The sequence below is a fragment of the Vreelandella aquamarina genome (genome assembly GCF_020075495.1).
GTDB lineage: Bacteria > Pseudomonadota > Gammaproteobacteria > Pseudomonadales > Halomonadaceae > Vreelandella > Vreelandella aquamarina_A.
Window position 1 is genome coordinate 491026 of record NZ_JABYQT010000002.1, and the last position, 24171, is coordinate 515196.

A 24171-nucleotide genomic window follows, 5' to 3' on the forward strand; every position below is an offset into this window, starting at 1 on the left:
TTTTTTTGTGTGATGAGTATGACCGACGATTCTTGAAGGGCGAAAAAAACATCCTTTACGCTGGTGAATGCAAGGTGGTTGTGAAAATATATTTACCTGACCACCAGTTTGGGGAAATAAATTGCTTATTGATCGCTTCGATTTGAAAATTATTGAACAGCTTCAGCGGAATGATAATCTTTCGATAGCCCAGCTTGCAGAAGGCATCGGGCTTTCAGTGACTCCCTGCTGGCGGCGCATACAACGGCTTGAAAAGGAGGGGGTGATTGAAAAGAGAATCGCCGTCTTAAACCCTGAAAAGCTCAATCTTGGCCTGACTGTTTTCGTGATGATCAAGACCGATAAACATAACCAGGCCTGGCTGGATGCCTTCAAGGAGGCCGTTCAGTCGTTCCCCGAAGTCATGGAGGTCAACCGGCTGGCAGGGGAGTTTGATTACTTGCTCAAGGTCATCACGCGCGATAACCAATCGTTTGATGCCTTTTATAAAAGGCTTATCGCAAAAATAGAGCTCAGTAATGTCACATCATGCTTCTCAATGGAACAAGTCAAGAAAACCACCGAGCTGCCACTCGGGGACGTCATCTGATTGGATTCGCTATATCCGTGATGAAGTGATCGGGGAGGGGGTGATAATTACCGGGCCTTTTGGCGAGCGCCCGCTGCTTTACGCCGATTATACGGCTTCGGGCCGAGCGCTGGGCGTGGTGGAAGACGCGCTGCGCTTCAAGGTACTGCCGTTTTACGCCAATACCCATACCGAAACGTCCTATACCGGCAAGACCACGACCCGCCTTCGTGAAGCGGCCCGCCAGGCAGTGAGTCAATCGGTAGGCGCCAATGACGATTACGCGGTCATTTTCACGGGGTCCGGGGCTACCTCCGCCATTCATCGCTGTAGCCAGATTCTGCAGCTCCATACCGGTCAGGCGTCCTCGGCGAAGGCAAGGCCCGTGGTCTTTGTGGGTCCTTTCGAACACCACTCCAACGATCTTGTCTGGCGTGAATGTGATGTGGATCTTGTACGAATCCCGCTTTGCAGCCGTGGTACTCCCTGCCTGGATACCCTCTCTTGCCAGCTTGACGCCTATGCTGAACGTGACATCAAGATCGTGGCGTTCTCGGCGGCGTCCAACGTGACCGGCATCAAGACCGATGTAACGGCGCTGGCGCAGCTGGTGCACCAGCATGGTGGCATCGTACTGGTCGATTACGCGGCAAGCGGGCCCTATGTCGGCATCAATATGGCCGGTACGGGCAGCGGTGATCATCTTGATGGCATTTTCCTCTCGCCGCACAAGTTTGTTGGCGGGCCGGGCAGTTCCGGCGTGCTGGTAATGCGCAAGGCGCTGTGCCGCAACGCCAAGCCTTCGGTTGCCGGTGGTGGTACGGTGTCCTACGTTACGGCTCACCAGCACCGTTATGTCACCAGTATTCAGCGCCGTGAAGAGGCGGGAACGCCGGGCATTCTAGGCGATATTCGGGCCGGGCTTGCGTTTCGTATCAAGGATCTGGTGGGGGCTTGTGCGATAGAAGCCCGCGAACACGAACTTGTCGAAATGGTCATGGCCCGCTGGAAAGCGGTCAGCAATATTCATCTGCTTGGCTCTCTGAGCGCCTCTCGGCTAGCCATTTTTTCGTTTAACATCAGCGCTGGCGGGCGTGACATTCACCATAACCTGGTGGTGGCGATGCTCAATGACCTGTTTGGCATCCAGGCCCGAGGCGGCTGTTCCTGTGCTGGACCCTATGGCCATGAGCTGCTTGCGATTGACGAAAAAGCCGCTGCCGAGCATGAAGATTTAGTCCAAACCGGAAGAAGCTTATATCGTCCGGGTTGGGTAAGAGTCGGTTTTAATTTCTTTTTTAGCAATGAGACCGCTAACTATGTAATATCGGCGGTCGAATTTATTGCTCGTTACGCCCCGATACTCATGAAACTCTACTCCGTCGATGAACATAGCGGTGTGTGGCACGCCCGTTCGCAAGACGCAGCCCCGCCATCTGCCGATCTCCTTGATACGCTGCTGTTTCAGGAGACGCTCCAGGAACCGACTGTGCCGGATCAGGCCGATGACTATTTCGCCAAGGCTTACGCACTGGTAGAGCGGGCCAAGGAGCTGCCGCTTGCCGAGAACAGGTACGTGGAAGTACCCGTTCGTTGGTTCTGGTGGCCGCATGAAGCGGAGCAGGCTCTTAAGGCACAAACCGAGAAAACGCAATGACGATGACTCCTTCACTGGCTGGCGCTGGCCTTGAGGCGCTGAACGCCCGCGTTCACCACGACTTGGCATGTTTGAATATTCCACCGACCAGCTGGGTTCCCGAGCGAACGACCAGTGACGGCCAGACCGTGCATGACGTGATAATCATCGGTGGCGGCCAGTGTGGGCTGGTGGCGGGCTTTGCGCTGTTGTCCGGGGGTATCCGCAATATCCGGATATTTGACCGCAATCCAGCGGGACTTGAAGGCCCCTGGCTCAACTATGCGCGTATGGAAACCCTGCGTTCCCCCAAGACGCTGCCGGGGCCCAGCTATGGTTTTGCCTCGCTGACATTTCGCGCCTGGTATGAAGCGCAGTTCGGCACCCAGGCGTGGGAGGCGCTGGACAAGATCCCGCGTCCGACCTGGATGGCCTACCTGAACTGGTATCGCGAGGTGCTGAACCTTCCGGTCGAGAACGATGTGAACGTGGAGCATGTGACGCCCGAGGGGGATCTATTAAGGCTGACGCTTTCAGGTAGAGGTGCGCAGGCCAAGACCGTGCTTACCCGTAAGCTGATAATGGCTACTGGTCGTGAGGGTACGGGGGCGCCCAAGATTCCAGGCTTTGTCGATGACCTGCCAGCCGATACCTGGGCGCACTCGGCCGATGTGATCGACTTTTCGAGCCTGAAGGGCAAGCGGGTTGTCGTGATCGGGGTGGGCGCCTCTGCGGTGGATAATGCCGCTGAAGCGCTCGAGCACGGCGCCAGCGACGTACGCTTTCTGATTCGCCGCCAGCAGATGCCGCGGATCAACAAGATGATGGGCATCGGCTCGTTCGGTTTTACCCATGGCTACGCGGGCTTACCTGATGAGTGGCGCTGGCGCATCATGCACTACTCGTTTGCTACCCAGACACCGCCACCCCGAGGCTCCACGCTGCGTGTCAGCCGCCACGCCAACGCCCACTTTCACTTTGGCTGTGGAATCCAGGGCGTGCACATGGAAGGCGAGGAGATTGTCATTGATACCCAGAAGGGGGTGGTGCGTTGCGACTACCTGATTCTGGGAACCGGGTTTGAGATCGACCCCTTGGCGCGTACCGAGCTCGCCGGCTATGCCGATCGCATCCTGCTCTGGCGTGACCGTTACCAGCCGCCGGCGGAGCTTGAAAACGAGGAGCTGGGCAACTTCCCCTATGTCGGGCGCGACTTTGCCTTTCAGGAGCGTGAGCCGGGCTCGGCGCCGTGGCTCAACAATATTCACTGCTTCAATTATGGCGCCACCGTCAGCCTGGGCAAGGTCAGCGGAGACATTCCCGGTATCAGCGAAGGGGCGAGTTGGCTGGCTGGGGCTATCGCTGCCAACCTGTATCGCGAAGATGCCGAGCTGCACTGGCAGCGCCTCCAGCAGTACGATACGCCTGAACTGCTGGGTGATGAGTGGGAAGCCTCACCGCTTCCCGATCAAACCGTCAACGCCTGATGCGGCGTAATAGAATGCAAGGGATCAAAGATGACGCATGTAATAGAAAAGGCGGCCAATGTGCCCGCAACCGGGCCGCTGGCGGAGGCGCTGGCGATGCGCGGCAAGTTGATGGATTTGACCCAGGCGTCTTATGAAGCTGCGTTGCTGCCCGTCGACGAAGGCCAGGTGCCGGCCAGTGTTCGGGCCGCCTTGGCGTGCCGCATGGCGCGCATCTGCCAGCAGGCGGGATTGAGTCAGCATTACGCTGATCTTCTCCAGCGCTATGGCCGCGATGCCGACCCTTACCAGTTGGCCCAGCCGGGTACTCGGCCGCCCAAAGAGCAGACACGGCTTGGCGCCATGGTGGCCTATGTGGATCTGGTCACACAGAGCCCGCGCGATGCGACCAAGGCAGATATCGATGCCTTGACGCAAGCGGGCCTTGAAGAGGCGGACATCGTGCGCTTGGCGGGGCTTGTGGCCTTCGTCAACTACCAGCTTCGTGTTACTGCCGTACTTAGCGTCATGGGAGAGAATTCATGAGCCGCGTCATTCACAAGTTCACTACCCGCGTGCCCACGTGGCGCCCCCACATCACGCCGATTGACCTGGATAGCGCCACGCCCGCTCAGCGTGAAGCATTGAAGGAAACGCCTTCGAATACCAAGATCTCCGATTATGTGCTGGTACTTGCCCATGACCCGGAATCGCTGCGTATCCGCACGTCATTGTTCAACGGCATCATGTACGACAAGGGCGGGCTTTCGCGCGAGGAGCGTGAACTGGGCGCGGTAGCCGCCTCGGTGGTCAACCGCTGTATCTACTGCGCCGCCGTTCACGCCCAGCGCTACAACCATATCGTGGGCGATGAAAAGGTGATGCAGGATATCTTTCTGCGCGGCAAGGAGGCCGACCTGGTGCCCCGCGTACGTGCGATTCTGAAGTTCGCGATGCGTCTTTCCGAGTGCCCGCCCAACGTATCGCAGGACGACATCCAGAGCCTGCGCGAGGTGGGCCTTGATGAGCAGGAAATTCTCGATCTGACGCTTTCCACCACCCTGTTTGGCTGGGCAAACCGGTTGATGCACACCTTGGGTGAACCGGTTTCCAGTCACTAGCACCAAAAACTAAAATAGTTGGCACACACAAAAGGAACTCCCCATGACCAAAACGCTATTTCCCCGTCTTGCGCTGGCCAGTGCCGTTTCTCTGCTGATGACAACGCCTGCGCTTGCCGACACGCTGCGCCTTGGCACCGTGGTCAGCGCACCGCATCCGTGGGTCGACGCAGCCGAGGCATTCAAGGCCGAAGTGGAAGAGGCCACCGATAACCGTATCACGGTGCAAATCTTCCCGGGCGGTCAACTGGGTAACGATCAGACCATGGTGGATGAAATTCGAATCGGCACCACCGACATGATCATTGGCGGCGTCATGAATATTTCCTCCTACGTACCCGATTTTGAAATTTTCAGCCTGAACTATCTGTTCGAGGACATGGATGAGTTCCGTGTCGCCACTGATCCTGATTCAGCGGTTTTCCGCTACTTCGATGATGCCATGGCGGAGTCCGGCGTTGGCTTGACGTTGCTGAGCCTGACCGGCGGCGGTACGCGTAACCTGAGCACCAGTACAGGGCCAGTGACCGAGCCGTCCGATCTCGACGGGGTCAAGATGCGGGTAACGGGATCTCGTCTGGATGGTGAAATGTGGCAGCGGGTCGGAGCGTTGACCACGTCACTTCCCTGGACCGAAATCTATACCGGGCTGCAGACAGGCGTGGTGGGGGCGTTTGAAAGTACCATCAGCGGCTACTTTTCAAGCCGCCTGTATGAAGTGGCGCCTTATCATGCCAAGACCGAGCATCAAATCATGATGAGCCATATCTCGATCAGCGAGAATCGTTTCAATCGGTTCTCCGAAGAGGACCAGGCCATCATCCTGGAAGCTGCGCGCCACGCCGGTGAGTATGGCACCGAGAAAGGCGTGGAGTACGATGCCGAGTTCATCCAGCAGTTCGAGGACCTGGGAGTTACGGTGACCGAGGTCGATAAGCAGGCGTTTATCGATCAGATGGTTCCGTTGCATGATGAATTTGCCGATGAGCGTGGTTTGACCGACCTGCTTGACACTATCCGCAGCCTATAACGGCGCGGGTGATGCACCACCGCCTGGTAGGGGTGGTGCATGCCCATGAAAGGACAGACGAATGCGGAAAATAAACGACCTCATCGAAAAGGTCCTGCTGCTGCTGGCAGGCTCTTTGTTTGCTGCCTTTATACTCACCGTTCTTTATCAAGTCGTTGCACGCAACTATTTGAAAATTTCCGTCTCCTGGACCGATGAAGTGGCAATGGCCTGTTTCATCTGGTCGGTTTTCATCGGCGCGGCGGTCGCCCTGCGCAATCGCAAGCACTACGTCATCGACATCTTTCCCCCGCAGTTCGTGATTACCCAGCGCGTGCTGCGCCTGTTTGGCAGTCTGGCCTGCCTACCATTGATCTACGTGCTGATCGTCCACGGCAACGTGTTGGTGGAGATGGGCTGGCGTCGTCGTTCGGTCGCGCTGGGAACGCCCATGGCCTACCTGTTTGCTGCGCTGCCCGTGGCTGGAATCGCCATGGTGCTGTTTTCCCTCGAAACCATCTATGACGATATCAAAGCACTTTTCAATCGCCACCCGGCCAAGCCAACGAAAGAGGCGAACGGCTCATGAGCCCACTGTTTATTCTGATCGGCAGTTTTCTGCTCTTTATCGCCCTGAGTGTTCCCATTGCCTTCGCCATTGGCCTGGCATCGATTCTGACCATTCTTGAAATGGGGCTGTCGCTGACATCGGTGGCTAACCAGATGTTTGCCAGCATCAACTCGTTTCCGCTTTTGGCTGTGCCGTTTTTCCTTCTGCTGGGGCGGCTGATGAACGATGGCGGTATTACCGACCGACTGCTGAAGTTTGCCGATAGCTCGGTAGGCCATATTCGCGGTGGCCTTGGCCATATCAATGTGATGGTGTCGATGATGTTTGCCAGCCTGTCCGGCTCGGCAGCAGCGGATACGGCAAGCGTCGGGGCGGTATTGATCCCGGCAATGAAAAAATCAGGTTACCCGGCACCTTTTGCGGTTGCCTTGACGGCGGCTTCCTCGGTGCTTGGCGGCATCATTCCGCCGTCCATCCTGATGGTCATTTACGGCGCCTTTGGCAACGTATCTGTTGGCGCGCTGTTTCTGGGCGGCGTGCTGCCGGGCATTCTGGTAGGGCTGATGCAGATGGCCTACGTCTATTACGTTGCCAAGCGGGAAAACATCAAGGCCACAGGCAAGTTCTCGTTCAAGCAGGTGGGGCGTACCGCCGTCGTGGCCGCACCGCCCATGCTGCTGCCGCTGGTAGTGCTTGGGGGAATTACCGCGGGTGTGTTTACCGCCACCGAGGCTGCATCGGTGGCGGTACTGATAGGCCTGCTGCTGGCATTTGTATTCTATCGAGCCATTCGTTTTCGCAAGCTGCCGTCTATTCTGGCCGAATCCGTCGTTTCCTTTTCGCTGCCCATGTTCGCGGTAGCATCGGCAGGCATCATGGGATGGCTGATCTCCTATCTGGGAATTGCGCAGGAAGTGGCCAGCTTTATCCTTTCCGTCACCGATCACCGGGTGGGCATCATGCTCATGGTGATGTTCTTCATGCTGGTGATTGGCACAGTGCTCAGCCCGGTTACGGCAGTCATCATTTTTCTGCCGATTATTCAGGGCATTTGCGTGGCGGCGGATATCAATCAGGTCCATATGGCGCTGGTGGTGATTCTTTCGTTGACGCTGGGGCTGATTACGCCGCCTTACGGTATCTGCCTGCTGATAGCGACCCAGATTGGTGAAGTCTCCATGCCCCGGGCGTTCATGGCCGTGCTGCCTCTGGTCGGTCTGATCATGCTGGTGATACTGGCCTTGATCTTGCTGCCCGGCGTATTTCTCTACCTGCCTCAACTGATGTTTCCCAAGGCGTTTTGATACCTGATACAGGCACCACCGAGCCCCGCCCCGCTTCAGTAAGGCGGGGCTTTTGTTAGGTGGCCTGGAATTAGTCTAAACAGGGCAATGTATGAAATATGGCAGCGCCTTGCAGTGCCCGAACAGACATAAAACAAGGTTTATTTGCAGATACTTTATAAGCCGTATAGTATTTGTAGACATGATCAGGAGTTGCCATGCAAGTTGCAAGTAACATTGCCCAGAACAAGGCTGCCGCCGCCGCCGGCTTGAAAGCTGCCGTTCGTCTGCTGGATAAGTGGAAGGCCAGTGGAGAGCAGGGCGAAGCCATCTTGCGGGTTTCCCACAGCACTTATGCCCGGGCGCGACGGGGAGATATTGGCGAAATAAAACTGGATAGCGATCAACTGGCACGCATCAGCTATCTGCTCAATATCCATGCGGCGCTACGCATGCTGTTTGAAAACCCGGATAACCTGTACGGGTTTGTGTCGATGGCAAATCACAACCCCTATTTCAATGGCCGCACGCCGCTGGAAGTGATGAGCAGCGGTGATTTCGCCGCGCTTTATGAAACCTTCAAGCGTATCGACAGCCTGCGGGGCGGGCAATGGTGAAACCTGAAGCTCTTCCCGAGCGGCCTGCGCAAACCGTTACGGGATATCGTCTGATCAACAGCAAGTTTCCACCTATCGCTCTGTTCGATGATGTAGCTGATGAAAGCGAATTTGCCGCACTGCATGCCTTGCAAGCCCTGACCAATCCGCGCCTGCAAAACGAAGCCGGTAATCTGGCGCTGCTGCCCACCTGCGAGATACCGTTTGGCATTCGTGGCTGCTCCTATGCCGTGGCACCGTTTACCCATGTGAACCCGGATGGCTCTCGCTTCAGCGACGGCAGTTTCGGGGTACTGTATGTGGCAGATCTTCTGGCTACCGCGATTGCCGAGGTGAAGTATCACCAGCAGGCGTATTGGCAGAATGTGGAGGGTCTGCACTTTGAGCGCTTCGTGTTTCGTGGGCTTAAATGCATTTTCGATGAGCGCGGCTGTCGGGATGCCAAGGGGCTCGAGTATTCCCATCCCGTTTACGCGCCTGATGACTATCATTACAGCAGGGCACTTGGCTGGTCGATCAGAGAGGCCTGTTCAGCCGGGCTGCGCTATCGCTCGGTACGTGAACCGGGCGCTACTTGCTGGGCGCTCATGACGCCGATTCACGTGCGCGACATTGTTCAGACAACGCATCTTGAAATGATCTGGAACGGCCGTGTCACTCAGGTAAACAGGCTTAGCGCCTGTCACTGAGCTCGATTACATGCTGGATACGGGTCGTGCTTGCCGGAAGATCACCTCAAGGCTTGGCATGTTCGTCGATAAAGCGTTGCATGATGGCCAGGGTATCATTGCTGACGTGGTGCTCCATGCCTTCGGCATCGATACGGGCGGTGTGATCGTCGACCCCAAGGGCGCGCAGAAAGTGCAGCACGATATCGTGCCGGGCGCGTGAGGTCTCGGCCATCTTCTGACCCTCCTCGGTCAGAAACAGCGAGCGGTAGGGCTTGCTGGTAACCAGGCCAAGCTCATTGAGACGGCGGATCATCTTGGAGACCGTTGCCTGGCTGACCCCCATGCGCGTCGCAATATCCGCTGCGCGCGCTTCACCGCGATGCTGAAGCAAATCGCCAATCAGCTCGACATAATCTTCAATCAGTTCGGTTTCATGGGCATTACGCACGGTTTCGTACTGCCGAGCATGCTCGCCAACCGGCGGCAAGGCATCCCCGCTGTTACCATTGCGGCTCGAGGCAGATAGATGAGGCGACTGGTCGTGATCACTCATTAGCAAACTATATCAAGATGAATGGAAAACCTAATGAGCGATAGTAGCGCATTTTTGCGTATCATTGTTAGCCATGGCTAAACTATTTGCACAAAGCTTTTTTGTTGAGCTAGAGTTATATTCATAGTGTCATTTCTGGAGTAAACCCATGAGCCAGCGCAAGGCGTGGTTGAAAATAGGGGTATTGATGGCTGCTGCGGGCAGCGTGACCACGGCGTATGCCGAACCACTGTCGCCGCCTGTCAATGTGGTTGCCACATTCTCCGTGCTGGGCGATCTTGTCGCACGGGTTGCCGGTGATGATGCCCACGTCTCTGTATTGACGCCGGTGAATGCTGAAGTTCACGAATGGGAGCTCACGCCGGACAACTTTGGCGCACTCGAAGATGCCCATATCGTTTTCTACAACGGCTATCAGCTCGAGCAGTGGATGCGTCAGGTTGAAGCCACTACTCGAGAAGGCGTACCCATCGTACCGGTAGCTGAAGCCTCGGGTTATCCGACCCAGTCCATTGCGATAGGCGACCTGCGCGGCGATGTGGACCCGCACCTGTGGACCGACCCGCGCGCGGCTGTGGCCTATGTGAAGGCTATCGCGGATGAGCTGGAAGAGCTCATGCCCGAGCAGGCAAGCGCTATCCAGGCTCGGGCCGATGGCGTGGTCGCCGAGCTTGACGCCCTCCATGAGGAGCTTCAGCAGACTCTTGCCGATATCCCCGAGGCGCGCCGGGTGCTGCTCTCCAGCGAGGCAGCGTTTCTCTACTTTGCCGATGCCTACGGCTTCGAGCATGATGGTATCTGGGGTAATAATGCCGAGACCGAAGGATCGCCGCGCCAGTTGATGCGGATCATCGACTTGATCGACGAGCGCCAGCCGGCCGCGATCTTCTGGGAAAGCACCATTTCAGACCGCTATGTAGCAAGCCTTGCAAGCGATACAGGTATCCCGGTAGCCGGTCCGCTGTATGTCGACTCGCTGAGCGAACCCGATGGTGAGGCGGGTGATTATTTCGCCATGCAGCGCCACAATGCCGAGCTGCTGCGCCGCTCCTTGAAAGCCGAGTAGTCAAGATGACAACCGATGTAGTCAATCAGGCGGTGGCGATAGATATTCATGGGCTTTACGCCGCCTACCAGCGCCAGGTCGTGCTCGAAAATATCCATCTCGCGTTCCCGGCGGGTAAATGGACCGCGATCGTCGGCCCCAACGGGGCGGGGAAATCGACGCTGTTTCACGTGCTGACAGGCAGCATGAAGGCGCTCGAAGGCAGCGTGAATGCCTTTGGGGAACCGATTGCCAGGCATCGCCGGGCAGGGCAGATAGCCTATATGGCCCAGCGTGAAGCCATCGAATGGGATTTTCCGGTATCGGTATGGGATACCGTCATGGGCGGGCGCTATGGGCACATGCGAAAGGATGCACTATGGCGTCGGCTACTGCCTGCCCGTTGGCATCATGCCCGGCACGCCGAAGCCGTGCATGAGGCACTGATGGCAGTGGATATGCGCGAGCATGCAGCGCGTCCTATCGGGGCGCTTTCCGGAGGGCAGAAAAAACGTGTATTGCTGGCCCGCGCGCTGGCCCAGCAGGCCAGTATCCTGTTGCTGGACGAGCCGCTGGCCGGCGTCGATCCGCCCAGCGAGCAGTTGATTCTGGCGGTACTGCGCCGTGAGCGCGAAGCCGGCAAGACGGTAATCATGGTTACCCACGATATGCCAGGGGCGCGCCGTTATGTCGATCACGTGGTACTGATCAATCGCTTCATACGCGGCACCGGAGCGCCGGATGACATGCTCAGTGAAGCAAAGCTGGCCGAGCTTGCCGTCAGTTCGATCGAGCAGACGGCTACGGATCGCCAGACAAGGCCGGCAGCTTCTTATAGCCCGGCGCAGGGGTAATCAAGGTGGCAGAGAGTATGTTGATAATTGAAGCGCTCAGCGATGCGCTGGTCAATGGTTTGATCGCGGCGTTGATGGCAGTGGTGAACCTGCTGCCCGCCAGCGTATCCGATGCCTTCCAGTACGCTTTCATGCAGCGCGCGCTGCTTACCTCGGTGCTTGTGGGGGCCATCTGCGGCATGCTTTCATGCTATGTGGTACTCAAGCGCTGGTCGTTGCTGGGAGACGCGATCTCACACGCCGTGCTACCAGGCGTGGCAGTTGCCTACCTGCTGGGATGGCCATTTTTTGTCGGCGCCTTCATTACCGGGGCATTGACCTCGGTGGGCATCGGGGCGATCGAGCGTAATACGCGTATCAAGGCCGATGCGGCCATGGGGCTGATGTTTACCGCCTCCTTTGCACTGGGCGTGGTGATTATCAGCAAGCTGGCGTCCAGCACTCACCTGATGCACATTTTGTTCGGTAACGTACTAGGCGTTAAGCACTCTGCGCTGATGCTTACTTTCGTGGCCAGCATCATTGCCATTCTTACCGTGTGGCTGGCGTATCGGCCGCTGCTGTTGTATGCCTTTGATCCGCAGCAGGCCCAGGCGCTGGGCTTCAATACGCAGATCATCCATTACGGATTGATCCTTCTACTGACCCTGACCATCGTTGCCAGCCTGGAAACCGTCGGCATCATCCTCGTGGTGGCGATGTTGATCACGCCGGGCGCCACGGCTCACCTGCTGACTGACCGTTTCAAGGTCATGCTGTTGATCTCGGTTTCCATCGGCGTCTGTTCAGCGGTGATTGGTCTTTGGCTATCGGTGGTATTCAATGTCGCGTCTGGCGGTGCCATTGTGCTGGTAGCGTTCTCGATGTTCATCCTGGCGCTACTTTTCTCGCCCAAGCAGGGGCTTGTCTTTCGCCAGTGGCGCCATCGCAAGCGCGTTTAATCACCGGCGTCCGGGTTCAGGCCCAGCGATTCGACCTGGTGCTTGACCCCGACGGCATCTTCGACATCGAGCTGAAAGGCGATTCCCGTACCGGGCGTTTCATCAAACTCGCCGACCCGGGCAATCGCCTCCAGGATGGCGCGGCTATAGTGCTCTTCAGCCAGGAAAAGAAGCATATCCCGCTGCGTGGTGATTTCCATGCCAAAGATGCCACGCGCTCTTTGAAGCCCTTCGCCCCGAGCGTTGTTGATCAGCGTGGACCCCGTTGCCCCGGCGTTGCGTGCTGCATCCAGCAGCGCATCGGTTCTCTCGTTTTCAACCAGTGCCACAATCAATTTAAAACGCATGGTGATCTCCCCTGGAGGTTGGCTACCGCTGTGTGCGTCGTTTATGTCGGCTGAGGCGCTTGGTACGCCATTGAGCTATCTGGGCGTAACCCATCACCGTCATGATCGGGAACAGACAGGCCAGCGCGATCAGGCCAAACCCATCCATCAGCGGGCTTCGTCCTGGAATGGCGGATGCCAGCCCGAGCCCCAGCGCGGCAATGATGGGCACGGTAATCGTCGATGTGGTCACTCCGCCGGAATCGAACGCCAGTGGGATGATGGCGCGGGGTGAGCGCAGCGTCTGTAGAATCACCAGCAGATAAGCGGCAAAGATGAACCAGTGAAGCGGCCAGCCCATCACGATGCGAAAGACACCCAGCGTGATGCCCAGCGCCATGCCCAGTGCAACGGCTATGCGCAGCATGAAAGGGTCGATGGTGCCGCCCGATATCTCGCCAGCTTTGAGGGATACGGCGATGAGAGAGGGCTCTGCAAGCGTAGTACTTGCCCCGATGGCAAAGGCGAACAGGTAAACCCAGTAGTAATCGCTCCAGGGTCGCTCGTCACCTGGGAGGATGTCAGGCAAGAAACGCGCATCGGTCAGCTGCGTGGCCATCAGTTCACCCATGGGGAAAAGCGCCTGTTCAAGACCTACCAGAAAAAGCGAAAGCCCCACCCATACCATGCAAAATCCCGAGATGACCTGCGCCAAGCGTTTGATGGGCTTGCGAATGATGAGGTACTGCGAGCCAAAGATGATGGCAACGATGGGCAGTATATCCACCAGGGTGCGCCACAGCGTAGGCATCAAGCTCATGAGAGAGCACCCGATAACAGTGGTAACCCGACAATGCCAAACAAGAGTACAAAGATGATCGGCATGACCGAGGCGAAGGCGATCAGACCAAACCCATCGAGCATGGGGCTGCGGCCTTTGATGGAGGCGGCCAGCCCGACTCCCAGCGCCGTCACCAGGGGCACGGTAATGGTCGATGTGGTGACGCCGCCGGAATCGTAGGCGATCCCGATCATTTCGGCAGGCGCGAACAGGGTGAGTAAAAGCACGAGGACATAGCCCATGATAATCATGAGATGCAGCGGCCAGCCCTTGAATATGCGCAGTACACCCAGCACGACGGCACACCCCACGGAAGCCGCCACCACCATGCGCAGGGCAATGGCGAAGCCATGTTGCACACTGTCAGATGCGTCAATGAGCCCACCTTCAGCCACTACGCTTGCCGCACGGCCTGCGACGGCAATGAGGGCGGGCTCGGCTACCGTCGAGCCAAATCCCAGCGCAAAGGCAAACAGCAGCAACCAGCCAAGCGACCCCTTGCTGACGAACGCGTGAGCTAGATTTTCGCCCACTGGGAACAGACCCAAGGCCAGCCCCTTGATGAACAGGGTGAGCCCTGCCACGACACAGAAAAGCCCCAGCAGCAGATCCGCGATGTCAAGTGCTGGCGGCAGCGGTTGACGGATGACCAGCAGCTGGAAAAAGGCCATGACCAGTACCACCGGTGCCAGATCACGCAGGCTGTCTCGTAGCTGGCGTACAAGTGATACGACTATTTCCATAAAGCGACAGGCCAGTTGCGGCGCCCAGTACGGGCAGGATAAACGTCGAGTCTACATGTCAAGCCAGGCAAAGCGCTTGATCTCGTGCAAGACTTTGCCAATGGGTTCAGAAGCTGCCGAACAGGGTGCCCAGGGTAATCACGCTGATCAGTGCGCTGAGCGGCAGCACGATGGTTACCATGGCGACGTTGGCGTAGGACTGGCGGTGGGTCAGCCCACAAATGGCCAGCAGGGTAATCACGGCGCCCGAGTGAGGCAGGGTGTCCATGCCACCGGCGGCAATGGACGCTACCCGGTGCATGAGTTCCGGGTCGATGCCTGCTGCCTGGGCCATGGCCAGATATTCATCGCCAAGGGTCTGCAAGGCAATCGAGAGGCCACCTGAAGATGAGCCGGTGATCCCTGCGAGCACACTCATGGCCAGTGCTTCTGAAATAAGCGGGTTGCTTGGGGAGACGTTGAGTACCGCATCGCGGATGATGGTGAACCCGGCAAGGCTTGCAATTACCGCCCCATAGCCTACTTCCGAGGCGGTATTGAAAATCGGCAGTAAGGAACCGAGAACTCCTTTATTGACGGTGTCTTTGAGATCCTGCCACTGGCGCCAGGACGTGATAATCAGCCACGCCGAGGCGCTGAGCAAGGCGATGAGGATCGCCCATAGCCCTGTCTGGCTCTCTGGCGAAACGTTCTCGAACGCTTCATTGATGAAACTCAAATCCAGCGCCGGAAATATGCCGTAGGTGAACAGGGCGTTCAGCCCGATCACCAGGATGAGCGGTATCAAGGCCAGTGTCAGTGGCATGCTGGTCATCGAGCGGGCGCTGTTTGCAGCCTTTTCTTCTGCCTCACGCTGGACATGATCTCCATAGCCTTCATGATTGGCCGCTGCCTTTTTCACCCGCGACTGAAGGTATAGCGTGCCGAGCCCCAGCATGATGAGTCCGGCGATGATTCCAAGACCGGGCGCGGCAAAGCTGTTGGTTTCGAAAAATGGGATCGGGATGGCGTTCTGAATGGCCGGGGTGCCGGGCAGGGCCGTCATGGTAAAGGTGAAGGAGCCCAGGGCGATGCTGGCAGGAATGAGGCGCTTGGGCACATCTGCTCGACGAAACAGCTCACGGCTGATCGGGTAGAGGGCAAAGGCAACGACGAACAGGGAAACGCCGCCATAGGTAAGCAGGGCGCAGGCGAGCACGACGGTCATGACCACATGGTGGGTGCCTAGCCTGCTGACGATGCCGTTGGCAATGGACTGTGCGGCACCGGAGTCCGCCATCAGCTGGCCGAACAGCGCGCCAAGCAAGAAGAGCGGGAAAAACTGAATGACGTAGTTGCCCAGCGCCTGCATGAACGTATCGGTATAGATAGGCAGCAGGAAAGCGCCATCGCCGGAAAGCAGAACCGCAAGCATAGCCATCAATGGCGCGAGCAGCAGAACGGAAATCCCCCGGTAGGCCAGAAACATCAGCAATAGCAGGGAGATGATGATCGCAAATATGCCCATGGCGGCTCCTGAGACATTGATGGAGTAATCGCGAACAGAAAATATCGCGATGAGAAACAGTCCGTCTTGGATACTAGGAGGTATGCTGCAGAGCAACCATGTCAGTAAGGCTAAAGTAGCACGCCGATTCCGTCTGCCAAGGGCAGAAATGTCTGTTGAGTGCTTTTTGCAAGCTCGCTATCTGATAAAATTCGCCCTCTTCGATATTGGCGTGTGCGGGAAAGGGCGGGCATTTTGCGCGTAGTACGTTATCGGCCGGCTTTCGTGCAGGCGCCAATCACCTTGCAACCGCTCTGGAACTCTTCATGAATGCAGTTATCCTTGCAGTGCTCGTGATGGTAGTGCTGTCACTTTTACGCGTGTCTGTCGTATTTGCGCTGGTGCTGGGCGCCCTGGTAGGCGGACTGGTCGGTGGCCTGTCGCTTGACCAGACGCTGGACGCTTTCAACAGCGGCGTGGGCGGTGGCGCCCAGGTAGCGCTTGCCTATGCCACCTTGGGCGCTTTCGCCGTGGCCATCTCCCGTTCAGGGTTGCCGGACCTGTTGGCGAACCGTTTGATAACGCTTCTGGGCAAGGAAGCCACCGAGACGCATCAGGCCCGCGTCAAGATGTTGCTGCTCGGCGCAGTGCTGCTGGTGGCCATTTCGTCGCAAAACGCCATTCCTGTGCATATCGCCTTTATTCCCGTCCTGATTCCGCCGCTGCTGGCCGTGATGAACCGACTTCAGCTGGATCGCCGGGCGGTAGCCTGCGCGCTGACATTTGGCCTGACCGCACCTTACATGTTATTGCCCGTCGGATTTGGCTCGATCTTTCTGAACGATATCTTGCTGGCCAATCTGAACAGCGCAGGCCAGCCCCTGGGGCTCGAGATTACCCGCAGCATGGTCCCCATGGGCATGGCGATTCCCGTGGGCGGCATGGCAGTGGGGCTTGTCGTGGCGCTTCTGTTCAGCTACCGCGGCCGGCGTGAGTATGCCAGCAAGGACCTGGCCATGGATCATGCTCAGCATGTGCATACGCCGGCCAAGCCCCATGCATTGGGACTTGCAATGTCCGGCGTAGCCATCGTGGCTGCTCTGGGTTTACAGCTGTACAGCGGGTCGATGATTCTGGGCGGCCTGGTGGGGATTGGTCTGCTCTCGATGGGGGGGATCTTCAAGTGGCGAGAGGCGGATGATCTGTTTACCAGCGGCATGCGCATGATGGCACTGATCGGGTTCATCATGATCTCGGCGGCGGGTTTTGCCGAAGTCATGAAAGCGACCGGCGATATCGACGCGCTGGTAGCCGGCGCCTTCGAGGTTTTCGGGGATAACCGCGGCGTCGCGGCGCTGGTCATGCTGCTGGTAGGTCTGTTCATTACCTTGGGAATCGGTTCGTCCTTCTCGACCATTCCCATCATTGCTGCGATATTCGTGCCGCTGGCCGTGCAATTCGGTTTTTCTCCCATGGCCACCGTGGTGCTGGTCGGTACGGCGGCGGCTCTGGGCGATGCGGGATCTCCTGCATCTGACTCGACGCTTGGCCCTACCTCGGGCCTGAACGTGGATGGCCAGCACGACCATATCTGGGACAGCGTCGTGCCGACCTTCTTGCACTATAACCTGCCGCTGATCGCCTTCGGCTGGCTGGCGGCGATGACGCTTTGATCGCTACTTCGAAACACGCATGACCATCAGTCGAACAGGGCAGCCAATGGCTGCCCTGTTTGCATGGCTACTTAGTGGGCAGATGCGCCTCGAAGGCGCTGAGCAGGCCGCGCAGCAAGGAAAGCTCCTTGCGGCTGGGCTGGGCGCGGGCGAACAGCGCCTGAAGCTGCTCTTCGGTGCGCGCGTGGGGCTGGGTGAGGAAGCCACTTTGCTGCATCAGCCGTGCCAGATGGTCCTGAAAATGCCCAAACTGCTCACGGCTTGGAGGTGTGGCATCCAGGGGACGCTGGTAAGTGAACCCACTCTCTGCCTGCTTGCGCCAGGCTCGGTGCACCTCGTAGGCAAGGATCTGCACCGCTTGGGACAGGTTCAGGATACCGTATTCCGGGTTGGCCGGAATGCTGACTTGGTGAGTGCAGCAGCGGATCTCGTCATTGGTCAGGCCAGAGCGTTCGCGACCAAACACCAGCGCTACCGGCGCTTCATGGGCATTGCGGATAACGCTCTGGGCCATGTCATCGGGTTCATCGAAGTGAGGAAGAGGCAGGCTGCGCAGCCGGGCACTGGCACCGACGACCTGAACGCAGTCATTTACCGCTTCATCAAGACTGGTAACAACCCGAGCGGTATTTAGTACATCCGTCGCCCCGGCGGCCAGCCGTTCGGCTTCTTCATCGGGAAAGCTGCGCGGATTGACCAGCACCAGATCGGACAATCCCATGGTCTTCATGGCGCGCGCCGTGGCACCTATATTGCCCGGATGAAAGGTTTGGACGAGTACGATACGAATAGTGGATAGCACGGTAATGGCGACCTGAAAGCGGCTGGTTCAAAACGCAGATGGTAGCACGCTTTTAAACCACGGGGCGGGCTGAAACGAGCGAGAAAAACATCCTCTTAAACAGCAGAAACCCCGCACAGGGCGGGGTTTCCTTTGACGTAAGACGTCAGAGCGATAGGCTCAAGGGGGGCATTACATCATGCCGCCCATGCCACCCATTCCGCCCATGCCACCCATGTCCGGGGCAGCTTCTTTCTCTTCCGGATCGTCAGCGATCATGCACTCGGTGGTGATCATGAGGCCAGCTACGGAGCCTGCAGACTGCAGTGCAGTACGAGTCACTTTCGCCGGGTCAAGAACACCCATCTCGAACAGGTCGCCGTACTCGCCGGTCTGGGCGTTGTAACCGAAGTTGCCTTCGCCATCCTTCACGCGGTTGATGACCACGGCCGCTTCTTCACCGGCGTTGGTGACGATCTGACGCAGCGGAGACTGCATGGCACGCAGCGCCATGTTGATACCATGGTTCTGATCTTCGTTGTCGCCGGTCAGACCCTGTACCTTGGCCATGACGCGCACCAGCGCAGTACCGCCGCCAGGTACAACACCTTCTTCTACCGCAGCACGAGTAGAGTGCAGCGCATCTTCAACGCGTGCCTTCTTCTCTTTCATTTCCACTTCGGTGGCGGCACCAACGCGGATAACGGCAACACCGCCTGCCAGTTTGGCAACGCGCTCTTGCAGCTTCTCTTTGTCGTAGTCAGAAGAGGTGTCTTCGATCTGGGCACGGATCTGGTTGACGCGTGCTTCGATATCGTTCTCGACACCTGCACCATCGATGATGGTGGTGTTCTCCTTGGACATGGTCATGCGCTTCGCGTTACCCAGGTGATCCAGGTTCGCTTGCTCAAGCGTCAGGCCAACTTCCTCAGAAATCACGGTGCCGTTGGTTAGGATGGCGATATCCTGCAGCATCGCTTTGCGGCGATCACCGAAACCAGGCGCCTTGGCAGCCGCTACTTTCACGATACCGCGCATGTTGTTGACTACCAGCGTTGCCAGCGCTTCGCCTTCGATGTCTTCAGCGATGATGGCGAGCGGCTTGCCCTGTTTGGCAACGGCTTCCAGTACCGGCAGCAGTTCACGGATGTTGGAGATCTTCTTGTCCACGAGCAGGATGTAGGGATCTTCCAGTTCAACCGTCATGGTGTCCTGGTTGGTGACGAAGTAGGGCGAGAGGTAGCCACGGTCGAACTGCATGCCTTCGACCACTTCCAGCTCGTCTTCGAAGCCACGGCCTTCGTCAACGGTGATGACGCCTTCCTTGCCAACCTTTTCCATCGCCTCGGCGATGATTTCACCAATGCGCTTGTCGCCGTTGGCAGAAATGGTGCCTACCTGGGCAATGGACTTGGTGTCGGTGCAGGGCACGGACATTGCCTGAATCTCTTTGACCGCTGCGGCAACCGCCTGGTCGATACCGCGCTTGAGATCCATCGGGTTCATGCCGGCGGTTACGCCTTTCAGGCCTTCTGCAACGATGGCCTGGGCCAGTACGGTAGCGGTGGTAGTACCGTCGCCGGCGGCGTCAGACGTCTTGGAAGCAACTTCCTTGACCATCTGGGCGCCCATGTTCTCGAACTTGTCTTTCAGCTCGATCTCTTTGGCGACTGATACACCATCTTTGGTGACAGTCGGGGCACCGAACGACTTGTCGAGTACCACGTTACGACCTTTCGGGCCGAGAGTGGCTTTGACGGCGTTGGCCAGCACGTCAACACCACGCGCCATGCGTTTGCGAGCGTCATCGGAGAACTTAACTTGTTTAGCTGCCATGTTCGTTACTTCCTAAAATCGAATTGTGAAAAGTGAAAGTAAAGGGTTGAGGCGCTGATCAGCCTTCAACGACCGCCAGAATGTCGGTTTCACTCATGATCAATACTTCTTCACCGTCGATCTTCTGCTTCTCGACGCCAAAGCCATCCTTGAAAATCACGCTGTCGCCGACGTTGACGTCCAGCGGACGAACTTCACCGTTATCGAGAATGCGACCGTTACCTACTGCAAGAACTTCGCCGCGCGTGGGCTTTTCTTGTGCATTGCCTGGGAGCACGATGCCACCAGCCGTTTTCTGTTCTTCTTCCACGCGGCGGACTACGACGCGATCGTGCAAAGGACGGATTTTCATGCTCACGTTCTCCTAAGTATCGTCAAGGCCCTGAAGGGCATAGAGCTAAAACCATGTTCTCGAGAGTTTCCCCGCGAGAAATGAAGACTCATGGTCTTCGTTGTTAAAGGTGTCAGCCCATAGGCTGCCACCAAGCCTGTATGCTGGTTCAAAAAGTGGGGGCTTTGGAAACCCTTTCAAGGGGGTAGCCATGAAAAAATGTTTTTTGTTGCTATTTACCGCCCTTCAGAGGTCAGCGACGAGTGAAGCGGTCATCGCGGCCGATGAAATCGCCTTCGATGACGTCACCTTCCCTGGCACTGTCTCTAGAACCTGAAGCGTGGGTGCGAGGATCACCCGCGTTCGGTCCACGGTGCGGTCTTTCATGAGCGTGGGGGTTCTTATTGACACTGCTCTTGAGTCCAAGCCAGACAAGCCCCTTGTACAGAAGCTGGCGAGCGCTGGGCAACAGGCAGGCGATGCCTAGAAGATCGGAGAGAAATCCCGGTGCCATCAAGAGGGCGCCGCCAAAGATGAGCGCTGCACCGGTCAACAACTCTTGAGATGGTATCTCGCCGGCCTTCATTCGTTGCTGCGCCCGAGCAAAGGTGGAAACCCCTTCCTTGCGGATCAGGTGCAGCCCGATCACGCCTGTGGCAAGCACCAGTAAAAGCGTGGTGAGCAAGCCTATTTGACTGCCGATCGAGAAAAGCAGTATGAAGTCGAGTAAGGTAAAAAGTGAGATGAATACAAGAATCGGCATGGCGGGCTCCATAGACAGGCTAAGGCCACATTATTGTGTCAAACCTGCAAAAAACAAGCGATGCGCGGGGCAGGGCATGCAATTACCTGCCCTGTATTGTCGTTATCAGTGCAAGTGTCAGAGGTCGTGTCGGACCATATAAACATATGCCCGTGAAGAGCATAGAAGGAGCAGAGCATGCAACTGAGGGAAAAGGTGATTGCAATAACCGGTGGTGCTAGGGGGCTTGGTCTGGCGATCGCCCGTGAGCTAGGTCGCGCAGGCGCCGCCATCGCGCTTTTGGATATGAGTGAAAAGGCGCTGAACGATGCCGTATCGTCGCTTGTGGCCGAAGATATCACCGCTCAGGCTTTTGTGGTCGATGTCGCCGATGAGGATTCGGTCATTACCGCTTTCGCTCGGATTGCTGCCCGCATGGGGCCGATCAGCGGCTGTGTAAGTAATGCGGGTATTACCGAGGATGCCTTGCTGGTCAAGGCAAGCGATGGAAAAGTGGAAAAACGCATGTCGCTGGAAGCCTGGCAGAAAGTGCTGAACGTCGATCTGACGGGGGTATTTCTATGCGGTCGTGAAGCTGCCACGCAGATGATCGAGGCTGGCCTTGAGGGAGTAATCGTGAATATCTCGAGTATTTCACGGGCGGGCAACATGGGTCAGAGCAACTATGCGGCAGCCAAGGCAGGCGTTCATGCGTTGACCGTGACCTGGGGGAAGGAGCTTGCACGCCATGGCATACGCACCGGGACCGTGGCGCCAGGCTTCATTGCCACCGACATGACCGCCGCCATGCGCCCGGACATGGTCGAAAGAATTTCTCGGAGTGTGCCGCTCAAGCGTCTGGGCGAGCCTTGCGATATCGCCAAAAGCGTTGCGTTCATCTTTGATAATGACTACTTCAACGCACGCATCATCGAATGCGATGGCGGTTTGCGTCTATGATATGACCAGAGCTGGCAAGGGTGCATTGCCAGCTCTGGGTGAGAGACCTCAGCGGCCAAAGTAGTCGCGACTGATTTCACGCTGAAAGTACATTTCAAGGCGCAGCGTCAGTGCCCAGCGCGGGTCGTAACTGACGTCGCGCTGAAAATGCAGCTCAGGTATCACATCTGCAAACAGAATGCCTTTATGCAGGTCGCGCCGATAACGCGTTTGCAGATAGTAGTTGGTCATGCGCGGGTTGGAGGCACTTTCGCCAAGGGCAATGGCCGAGTAGCGTATCGCACTGCGTTTATTGAGGCGCTGGTTAAGCTCGGCTATCTCGCTGAACTCGAGCGTATCCTCTTCTTCGCGCCACTGAACGGTCGTGATGAAGCGCATGTGGCGATTTTCGGAAAGCGGACGTCCAACGTCCCACTCGGTGCGCGCGGAATAGCCTTCGTTGTTGAACCAGGAAAGCCGATTGAACGATTCCAGCTGCCAAGGGCCATCGCCGATATCCCACAGGCGTTCACTGGTAAAGCGCACGTAAGGATCAAGCGGCAGGCGCAGCCTTACCCCAGCACCAAAGCGGTTGCTCCAGTTTTCACGCTTGTCCCGGTTCTCGAGCCAGTCGAGTCCGAAGGTCGAGTTGCGGCGGTCACGCTGATCGTTATAGAGCCGGCCCGAGCCTTGCTCGCTCAGGGTGCCCTGGGACTCCTCCGGGTCGCTTTCGATGACCAGACGCAACCGCTCTTCGGTGGTTGGCAGATCGATTCGGTAACGAACGCTGATATCGCCATCGACACCGTCTCCCTCCATCCAGTCGATTTCCTGGCCCAGGCGCAGATAGGACTCATTGGTTGAGGAGTCACTGTAGTGATCGCCACCAAAGAAGGCATCGATGTTTCGCGATGTGTTGTCTACCCAGTTGCCAACACGCGCGCGAAAGGGTTCGATTTCCTCTTCTGCCCAGTCGGGCAGGTCACTATCTTCCTCTTCGGCGTATGCCTGAGCTGACAACAGCAGCAAGGAACCCAGGCACGCCAGGGCAAAAAGCTTTCTCATGTTCGATCCCGAATCAATATTATTAAAATTATGCCGACCGCAATGGTTAGCGAGCCTTGTGCATTTCTATGTTTTTTGCCCACTCTAGCACGCGCTTGCGATCTCGGCGGCTATTCATTCGGTGGGTATCCACACGGGTGGGTATCAACTGGCCAATCGGTTCGGCGGTGTAGTTCAGCTTGAAGTGGCGTGAGGCGCCAGTGGGCATGTCTTCTGAGCCATAGATGGCAATCACGCGTATTTCCAGCTGGACATCGGACTGCTCGAGAGTAGCCTGATCGATTTCCCAATACTCGGTGAGCCGTTCAAGAATCGCATGAAAAGATTGGATATGCAGAAAGTCACCCGAGTTGAGTGGCCCTTGATGAGTCCTGTAGGAGGTGTCGTCCTCTTCATCGCCTTGCTGCTGATACTCGACGATATCCAGCTCATAGCTGCGTTTCTGGGTATGCAGCACCGCCACCAGATGCTGAACGTAGATAGCCTCGTTGCTCATGTTACTGATCAGACAGAGTGCATCAAGACCGATACCCTTGCCGCGGTTGATGATGATCCGCGGTCGACGCTGGCGCGCGTAGCCGTTATAGAGCAGTTGGGCGTAGAACACCCATACAAAGAGGGTAAGAATGCTGCCAACGGCGGAAATCGCCTGGGCATTTTCTTTGAGCCATTCCATGGTTGAGATCCTTCTCAAGGCAAATGGACAATAAGTTAGCTGCCAACTTAGCTTAAAAGCTGAGAAAAGTCAGCTTCCTGAGCGGGAGGTCAAATAAAAGACATAAAAAAATCGGTAAGCATATGCCGACCGATCACAGTTTTTACTTGACAAACAAAGGGGAGACTTGACGTTAAACTTCAAATTGGTGCGGATGGGGAGACTCGAACTCCCACACCTTACGGCACTAGAACCTAAATCTGGTCTCCAAAGAAAAAGTACAAGATAACGCCATATCTGTCAAACACTTAGACGCCGGGCGCAATCGGCACTGTGACAGATCGGGGTTGCTAGGTCACAATCGGCGGTACGTGTGACGTCACTGAGTCACAATCTGGTCACAACGCAGTCCTACGCG

At 57.1% G+C, this 24171-nt stretch carries 26 protein-coding genes; 15 read left to right on the forward strand and 11 right to left on the reverse strand.

The features are described 5' to 3' along the window. Positions 1 to 121 precede the first annotated feature (121 nt). From HW452_RS04910 to HW452_RS04955, 10 genes are all read left to right on the forward strand, one after another. Positions 122 to 589: an Lrp/AsnC family transcriptional regulator gene (locus HW452_RS04910; protein ID WP_224104979.1), complete on the forward strand. Its 468-nt coding sequence runs from the start codon at positions 122 to 124 to the stop codon at positions 587 to 589. After that, positions 519 to 2225, forward strand: coding sequence for an aminotransferase class V-fold PLP-dependent enzyme (locus tag HW452_RS04915; RefSeq protein ID WP_224104980.1), 1707 nt, complete (start codon positions 519 to 521; stop codon positions 2223 to 2225). The genes HW452_RS04910 and HW452_RS04915 overlap by 71 nt, the downstream gene beginning before the upstream one ends. Beyond that, the gene (locus HW452_RS04920) at positions 2222 to 3691 is read left to right on the forward strand and encodes an NAD(P)-binding domain-containing protein (protein ID WP_224104981.1); all 1470 of its coding nucleotides are present in this window, start codon (positions 2222 to 2224) and stop codon (positions 3689 to 3691) included. The genes HW452_RS04915 and HW452_RS04920 overlap by 4 nt, the downstream gene beginning before the upstream one ends. 30 nt (positions 3692 to 3721) lie before the next feature. Beyond that, positions 3722 to 4216 (forward strand): CMD domain-containing protein, encoded by a 495-nt coding sequence (locus HW452_RS04925; RefSeq protein WP_224104982.1) that lies wholly within the window; start codon positions 3722 to 3724, stop codon positions 4214 to 4216. Continuing rightward, positions 4213 to 4791, forward strand: coding sequence for a peroxidase-related enzyme (locus HW452_RS04930; RefSeq protein WP_224104983.1), 579 nt, complete (start codon positions 4213 to 4215; stop codon positions 4789 to 4791). The genes HW452_RS04925 and HW452_RS04930 overlap by 4 nt, the downstream gene beginning before the upstream one ends. A gap of 43 nt (positions 4792 to 4834) precedes the next feature. Next, the gene (locus tag HW452_RS04935) at positions 4835 to 5821 is read left to right on the forward strand and encodes a TRAP transporter substrate-binding protein (RefSeq protein ID WP_224104984.1); all 987 of its coding nucleotides are present in this window, start codon (positions 4835 to 4837) and stop codon (positions 5819 to 5821) included. A gap of 61 nt (positions 5822 to 5882) precedes the next feature. Further along, positions 5883 to 6389, forward strand: coding sequence for a TRAP transporter small permease (locus tag HW452_RS04940; protein WP_224104985.1), 507 nt, complete (start codon positions 5883 to 5885; stop codon positions 6387 to 6389). Beyond that, the gene (locus HW452_RS04945; RefSeq protein ID WP_224104986.1) at positions 6386 to 7675 is read left to right on the forward strand and encodes a TRAP transporter large permease; all 1290 of its coding nucleotides are present in this window, start codon (positions 6386 to 6388) and stop codon (positions 7673 to 7675) included. The genes HW452_RS04940 and HW452_RS04945 overlap by 4 nt, the downstream gene beginning before the upstream one ends. 197 nt (positions 7676 to 7872) lie before the next feature. Beyond that, positions 7873 to 8271 carry an antitoxin Xre-like helix-turn-helix domain-containing protein gene (locus HW452_RS04950; protein WP_224104987.1) on the forward strand — a complete coding sequence of 133 codons (399 nt, stop codon included), beginning with the start codon at positions 7873 to 7875 and terminating at the stop codon, positions 8269 to 8271. Next, positions 8265 to 8960 (forward strand): RES family NAD+ phosphorylase, encoded by a 696-nt coding sequence (locus HW452_RS04955; protein WP_224104988.1) that lies wholly within the window; start codon positions 8265 to 8267, stop codon positions 8958 to 8960. Before HW452_RS04950 ends, HW452_RS04955 begins: the two co-directional genes overlap by 7 nt. Positions 8961 to 9006: 46 nt before the next feature. Here the strand turns inward: HW452_RS04955 and mntR are convergent, their stop codons facing one another. Beyond that, a complete protein-coding gene (gene mntR, locus HW452_RS04960) occupies positions 9007 to 9495 on the reverse strand; it encodes a manganese-binding transcriptional regulator MntR (protein ID WP_224104989.1) in 489 nt (162 codons plus the stop codon). Positions 9496 to 9643: 148 nt separating this feature from the next. Here mntR and HW452_RS04965 point away from each other — a divergent pair, with 148 nt between their 5' ends. The 3 genes from HW452_RS04965 to HW452_RS04975 are packed head-to-tail and all read left to right on the forward strand — an operon-like array spanning position 9644 to position 12335. Further along, complete coding sequence (locus HW452_RS04965) at positions 9644 to 10561, forward strand: metal ABC transporter substrate-binding protein (RefSeq protein WP_224104990.1); 918 nt, start codon at positions 9644 to 9646, stop codon at positions 10559 to 10561. A 5-nt stretch (positions 10562 to 10566) separates the two neighbouring features. After that, positions 10567 to 11394, forward strand: coding sequence for a metal ABC transporter ATP-binding protein (locus tag HW452_RS04970; RefSeq protein WP_224104991.1), 828 nt, complete (start codon positions 10567 to 10569; stop codon positions 11392 to 11394). 17 nt (positions 11395 to 11411) lie between these two features. After that, positions 11412 to 12335, forward strand: coding sequence for a metal ABC transporter permease (locus HW452_RS04975; protein ID WP_224104992.1), 924 nt, complete (start codon positions 11412 to 11414; stop codon positions 12333 to 12335). Here the strand turns inward: HW452_RS04975 and HW452_RS04980 are convergent. The 4 genes from HW452_RS04980 to HW452_RS04995 form a co-directional block, all read right to left on the reverse strand. Then, positions 12332 to 12682: a P-II family nitrogen regulator gene (locus HW452_RS04980; RefSeq protein WP_224104993.1), complete on the reverse strand. Its 351-nt coding sequence runs from the start codon at positions 12680 to 12682 to the stop codon at positions 12332 to 12334. The two genes, HW452_RS04975 and HW452_RS04980, sit on opposite strands and share 4 nt — an antisense overlap. Before the next feature lie 22 nt (positions 12683 to 12704). Further along, positions 12705 to 13481 (reverse strand): DUF1538 domain-containing protein, encoded by a 777-nt coding sequence (locus tag HW452_RS04985; RefSeq protein ID WP_224104994.1) that lies wholly within the window; start codon positions 13479 to 13481, stop codon positions 12705 to 12707. Next, a complete protein-coding gene (locus HW452_RS04990) occupies positions 13478 to 14245 on the reverse strand; it encodes a DUF1538 domain-containing protein (protein ID WP_224104995.1) in 768 nt (255 codons plus the stop codon). Before HW452_RS04990 ends, HW452_RS04985 begins: the two co-directional genes overlap by 4 nt. Before the next feature lie 106 nt (positions 14246 to 14351). Then, positions 14352 to 15752, reverse strand: a complete 1401-nt coding sequence (locus tag HW452_RS04995) for a GntP family permease (RefSeq protein WP_224104996.1) — start codon at positions 15750 to 15752, stop codon at positions 14352 to 14354. 305 nt (positions 15753 to 16057) lie between these two features. Between HW452_RS04995 and HW452_RS05000 the strand changes: the two genes are divergently transcribed. Further along, positions 16058 to 17404: a Na+/H+ antiporter family protein gene (locus HW452_RS05000; RefSeq protein ID WP_224104997.1), complete on the forward strand. Its 1347-nt coding sequence runs from the start codon at positions 16058 to 16060 to the stop codon at positions 17402 to 17404. Between the two features lie 67 nt (positions 17405 to 17471). Here the strand turns inward: HW452_RS05000 and HW452_RS05005 are convergent, their stop codons facing one another. The 4 genes from HW452_RS05005 to HW452_RS05020 form a co-directional block, all read right to left on the reverse strand. Continuing rightward, positions 17472 to 18206 carry an RNA methyltransferase gene (locus tag HW452_RS05005; protein WP_224104998.1) on the reverse strand — a complete coding sequence of 245 codons (735 nt, stop codon included), beginning with the start codon at positions 18204 to 18206 and terminating at the stop codon, positions 17472 to 17474. A gap of 171 nt (positions 18207 to 18377) precedes the next feature. Then, entirely contained in the window at positions 18378 to 20021 is a 1644-nt protein-coding gene (gene groL, locus HW452_RS05010) for a chaperonin GroEL (RefSeq protein ID WP_224104999.1), read from the reverse strand. A 58-nt stretch (positions 20022 to 20079) separates the two neighbouring features. After that, complete coding sequence (locus HW452_RS05015) at positions 20080 to 20373, reverse strand: co-chaperone GroES (protein ID WP_224105000.1); 294 nt, start codon at positions 20371 to 20373, stop codon at positions 20080 to 20082. A gap of 232 nt (positions 20374 to 20605) precedes the next feature. Next, positions 20606 to 21115 carry an FxsA family protein gene (locus tag HW452_RS05020; protein ID WP_224105001.1) on the reverse strand — a complete coding sequence of 170 codons (510 nt, stop codon included), beginning with the start codon at positions 21113 to 21115 and terminating at the stop codon, positions 20606 to 20608. Between the two features lie 177 nt (positions 21116 to 21292). Between HW452_RS05020 and HW452_RS05025 the strand changes: the two genes are divergently transcribed. Next, positions 21293 to 22054, forward strand: coding sequence for an SDR family oxidoreductase (locus HW452_RS05025; protein ID WP_224105002.1), 762 nt, complete (start codon positions 21293 to 21295; stop codon positions 22052 to 22054). 48 nt (positions 22055 to 22102) lie between these two features. Here HW452_RS05025 and HW452_RS05030 read toward each other — a convergent pair whose 3' ends face one another. Then, positions 22103 to 23098, reverse strand: coding sequence for a hypothetical protein (locus HW452_RS05030; protein WP_224105003.1), 996 nt, complete (start codon positions 23096 to 23098; stop codon positions 22103 to 22105). A 46-nt stretch (positions 23099 to 23144) separates the two neighbouring features. Then, entirely contained in the window at positions 23145 to 23774 is a 630-nt protein-coding gene (locus tag HW452_RS05035) for a hypothetical protein (RefSeq protein ID WP_224105004.1), read from the reverse strand. Between the last annotated feature and the right edge of the window lie 397 nt (positions 23775 to 24171).

Excerpts from the sequence above, each read along its gene's own strand:
- HW452_RS04915 (WP_224104980.1), top strand. The coding sequence starts at position 519 with ATGTCACATCATGCTTCTCAATGGAACAAGTCAAGAAAACCACCGAGC.
- HW452_RS04920 (WP_224104981.1), top strand. The coding sequence starts at position 2,222 with ATGACGATGACTCCTTCACTGGCTGGCGCTGGCCTTGAGGCGCTGAAC.
- HW452_RS04925 (WP_224104982.1), top strand. The coding sequence starts at position 3,722 with ATGACGCATGTAATAGAAAAGGCGGCCAATGTGCCCGCAACCGGGCCG.
- HW452_RS04930 (WP_224104983.1), top strand. The coding sequence starts at position 4,213 with ATGAGCCGCGTCATTCACAAGTTCACTACCCGCGTGCCCACGTGGCGC.
- HW452_RS04935 (WP_224104984.1), top strand. The coding sequence starts at position 4,835 with ATGACCAAAACGCTATTTCCCCGTCTTGCGCTGGCCAGTGCCGTTTCT.
- HW452_RS04940 (WP_224104985.1), top strand. The coding sequence starts at position 5,883 with ATGCGGAAAATAAACGACCTCATCGAAAAGGTCCTGCTGCTGCTGGCA.
- HW452_RS04945 (WP_224104986.1), top strand. The coding sequence starts at position 6,386 with ATGAGCCCACTGTTTATTCTGATCGGCAGTTTTCTGCTCTTTATCGCC.
- HW452_RS04950 (WP_224104987.1), top strand. The coding sequence starts at position 7,873 with ATGCAAGTTGCAAGTAACATTGCCCAGAACAAGGCTGCCGCCGCCGCC.
- HW452_RS04955 (WP_224104988.1), top strand. The coding sequence starts at position 8,265 with ATGGTGAAACCTGAAGCTCTTCCCGAGCGGCCTGCGCAAACCGTTACG.
- mntR (WP_224104989.1), bottom strand. The coding sequence starts at position 9,495 with ATGAGTGATCACGACCAGTCGCCTCATCTATCTGCCTCGAGCCGCAAT.
- HW452_RS04965 (WP_224104990.1), top strand. The coding sequence starts at position 9,644 with ATGAGCCAGCGCAAGGCGTGGTTGAAAATAGGGGTATTGATGGCTGCT.
- HW452_RS04970 (WP_224104991.1), top strand. The coding sequence starts at position 10,567 with ATGACAACCGATGTAGTCAATCAGGCGGTGGCGATAGATATTCATGGG.
- HW452_RS04975 (WP_224104992.1), top strand. The coding sequence starts at position 11,412 with ATGTTGATAATTGAAGCGCTCAGCGATGCGCTGGTCAATGGTTTGATC.
- HW452_RS04980 (WP_224104993.1), bottom strand. The coding sequence starts at position 12,682 with ATGCGTTTTAAATTGATTGTGGCACTGGTTGAAAACGAGAGAACCGAT.
- HW452_RS04985 (WP_224104994.1), bottom strand. The coding sequence starts at position 13,481 with ATGAGCTTGATGCCTACGCTGTGGCGCACCCTGGTGGATATACTGCCC.
- HW452_RS04990 (WP_224104995.1), bottom strand. The coding sequence starts at position 14,245 with ATGGAAATAGTCGTATCACTTGTACGCCAGCTACGAGACAGCCTGCGT.
- HW452_RS04995 (WP_224104996.1), bottom strand. The coding sequence starts at position 15,752 with ATGGGCATATTTGCGATCATCATCTCCCTGCTATTGCTGATGTTTCTG.
- HW452_RS05000 (WP_224104997.1), top strand. The coding sequence starts at position 16,058 with ATGAATGCAGTTATCCTTGCAGTGCTCGTGATGGTAGTGCTGTCACTT.
- groL (WP_224104999.1), bottom strand. The coding sequence starts at position 20,021 with ATGGCAGCTAAACAAGTTAAGTTCTCCGATGACGCTCGCAAACGCATG.
- HW452_RS05015 (WP_224105000.1), bottom strand. The coding sequence starts at position 20,373 with ATGAAAATCCGTCCTTTGCACGATCGCGTCGTAGTCCGCCGCGTGGAA.
- HW452_RS05020 (WP_224105001.1), bottom strand. The coding sequence starts at position 21,115 with ATGCCGATTCTTGTATTCATCTCACTTTTTACCTTACTCGACTTCATA.
- HW452_RS05025 (WP_224105002.1), top strand. The coding sequence starts at position 21,293 with ATGCAACTGAGGGAAAAGGTGATTGCAATAACCGGTGGTGCTAGGGGG.
- HW452_RS05030 (WP_224105003.1), bottom strand. The coding sequence starts at position 23,098 with ATGAGAAAGCTTTTTGCCCTGGCGTGCCTGGGTTCCTTGCTGCTGTTG.
- HW452_RS05035 (WP_224105004.1), bottom strand. The coding sequence starts at position 23,774 with ATGGAATGGCTCAAAGAAAATGCCCAGGCGATTTCCGCCGTTGGCAGC.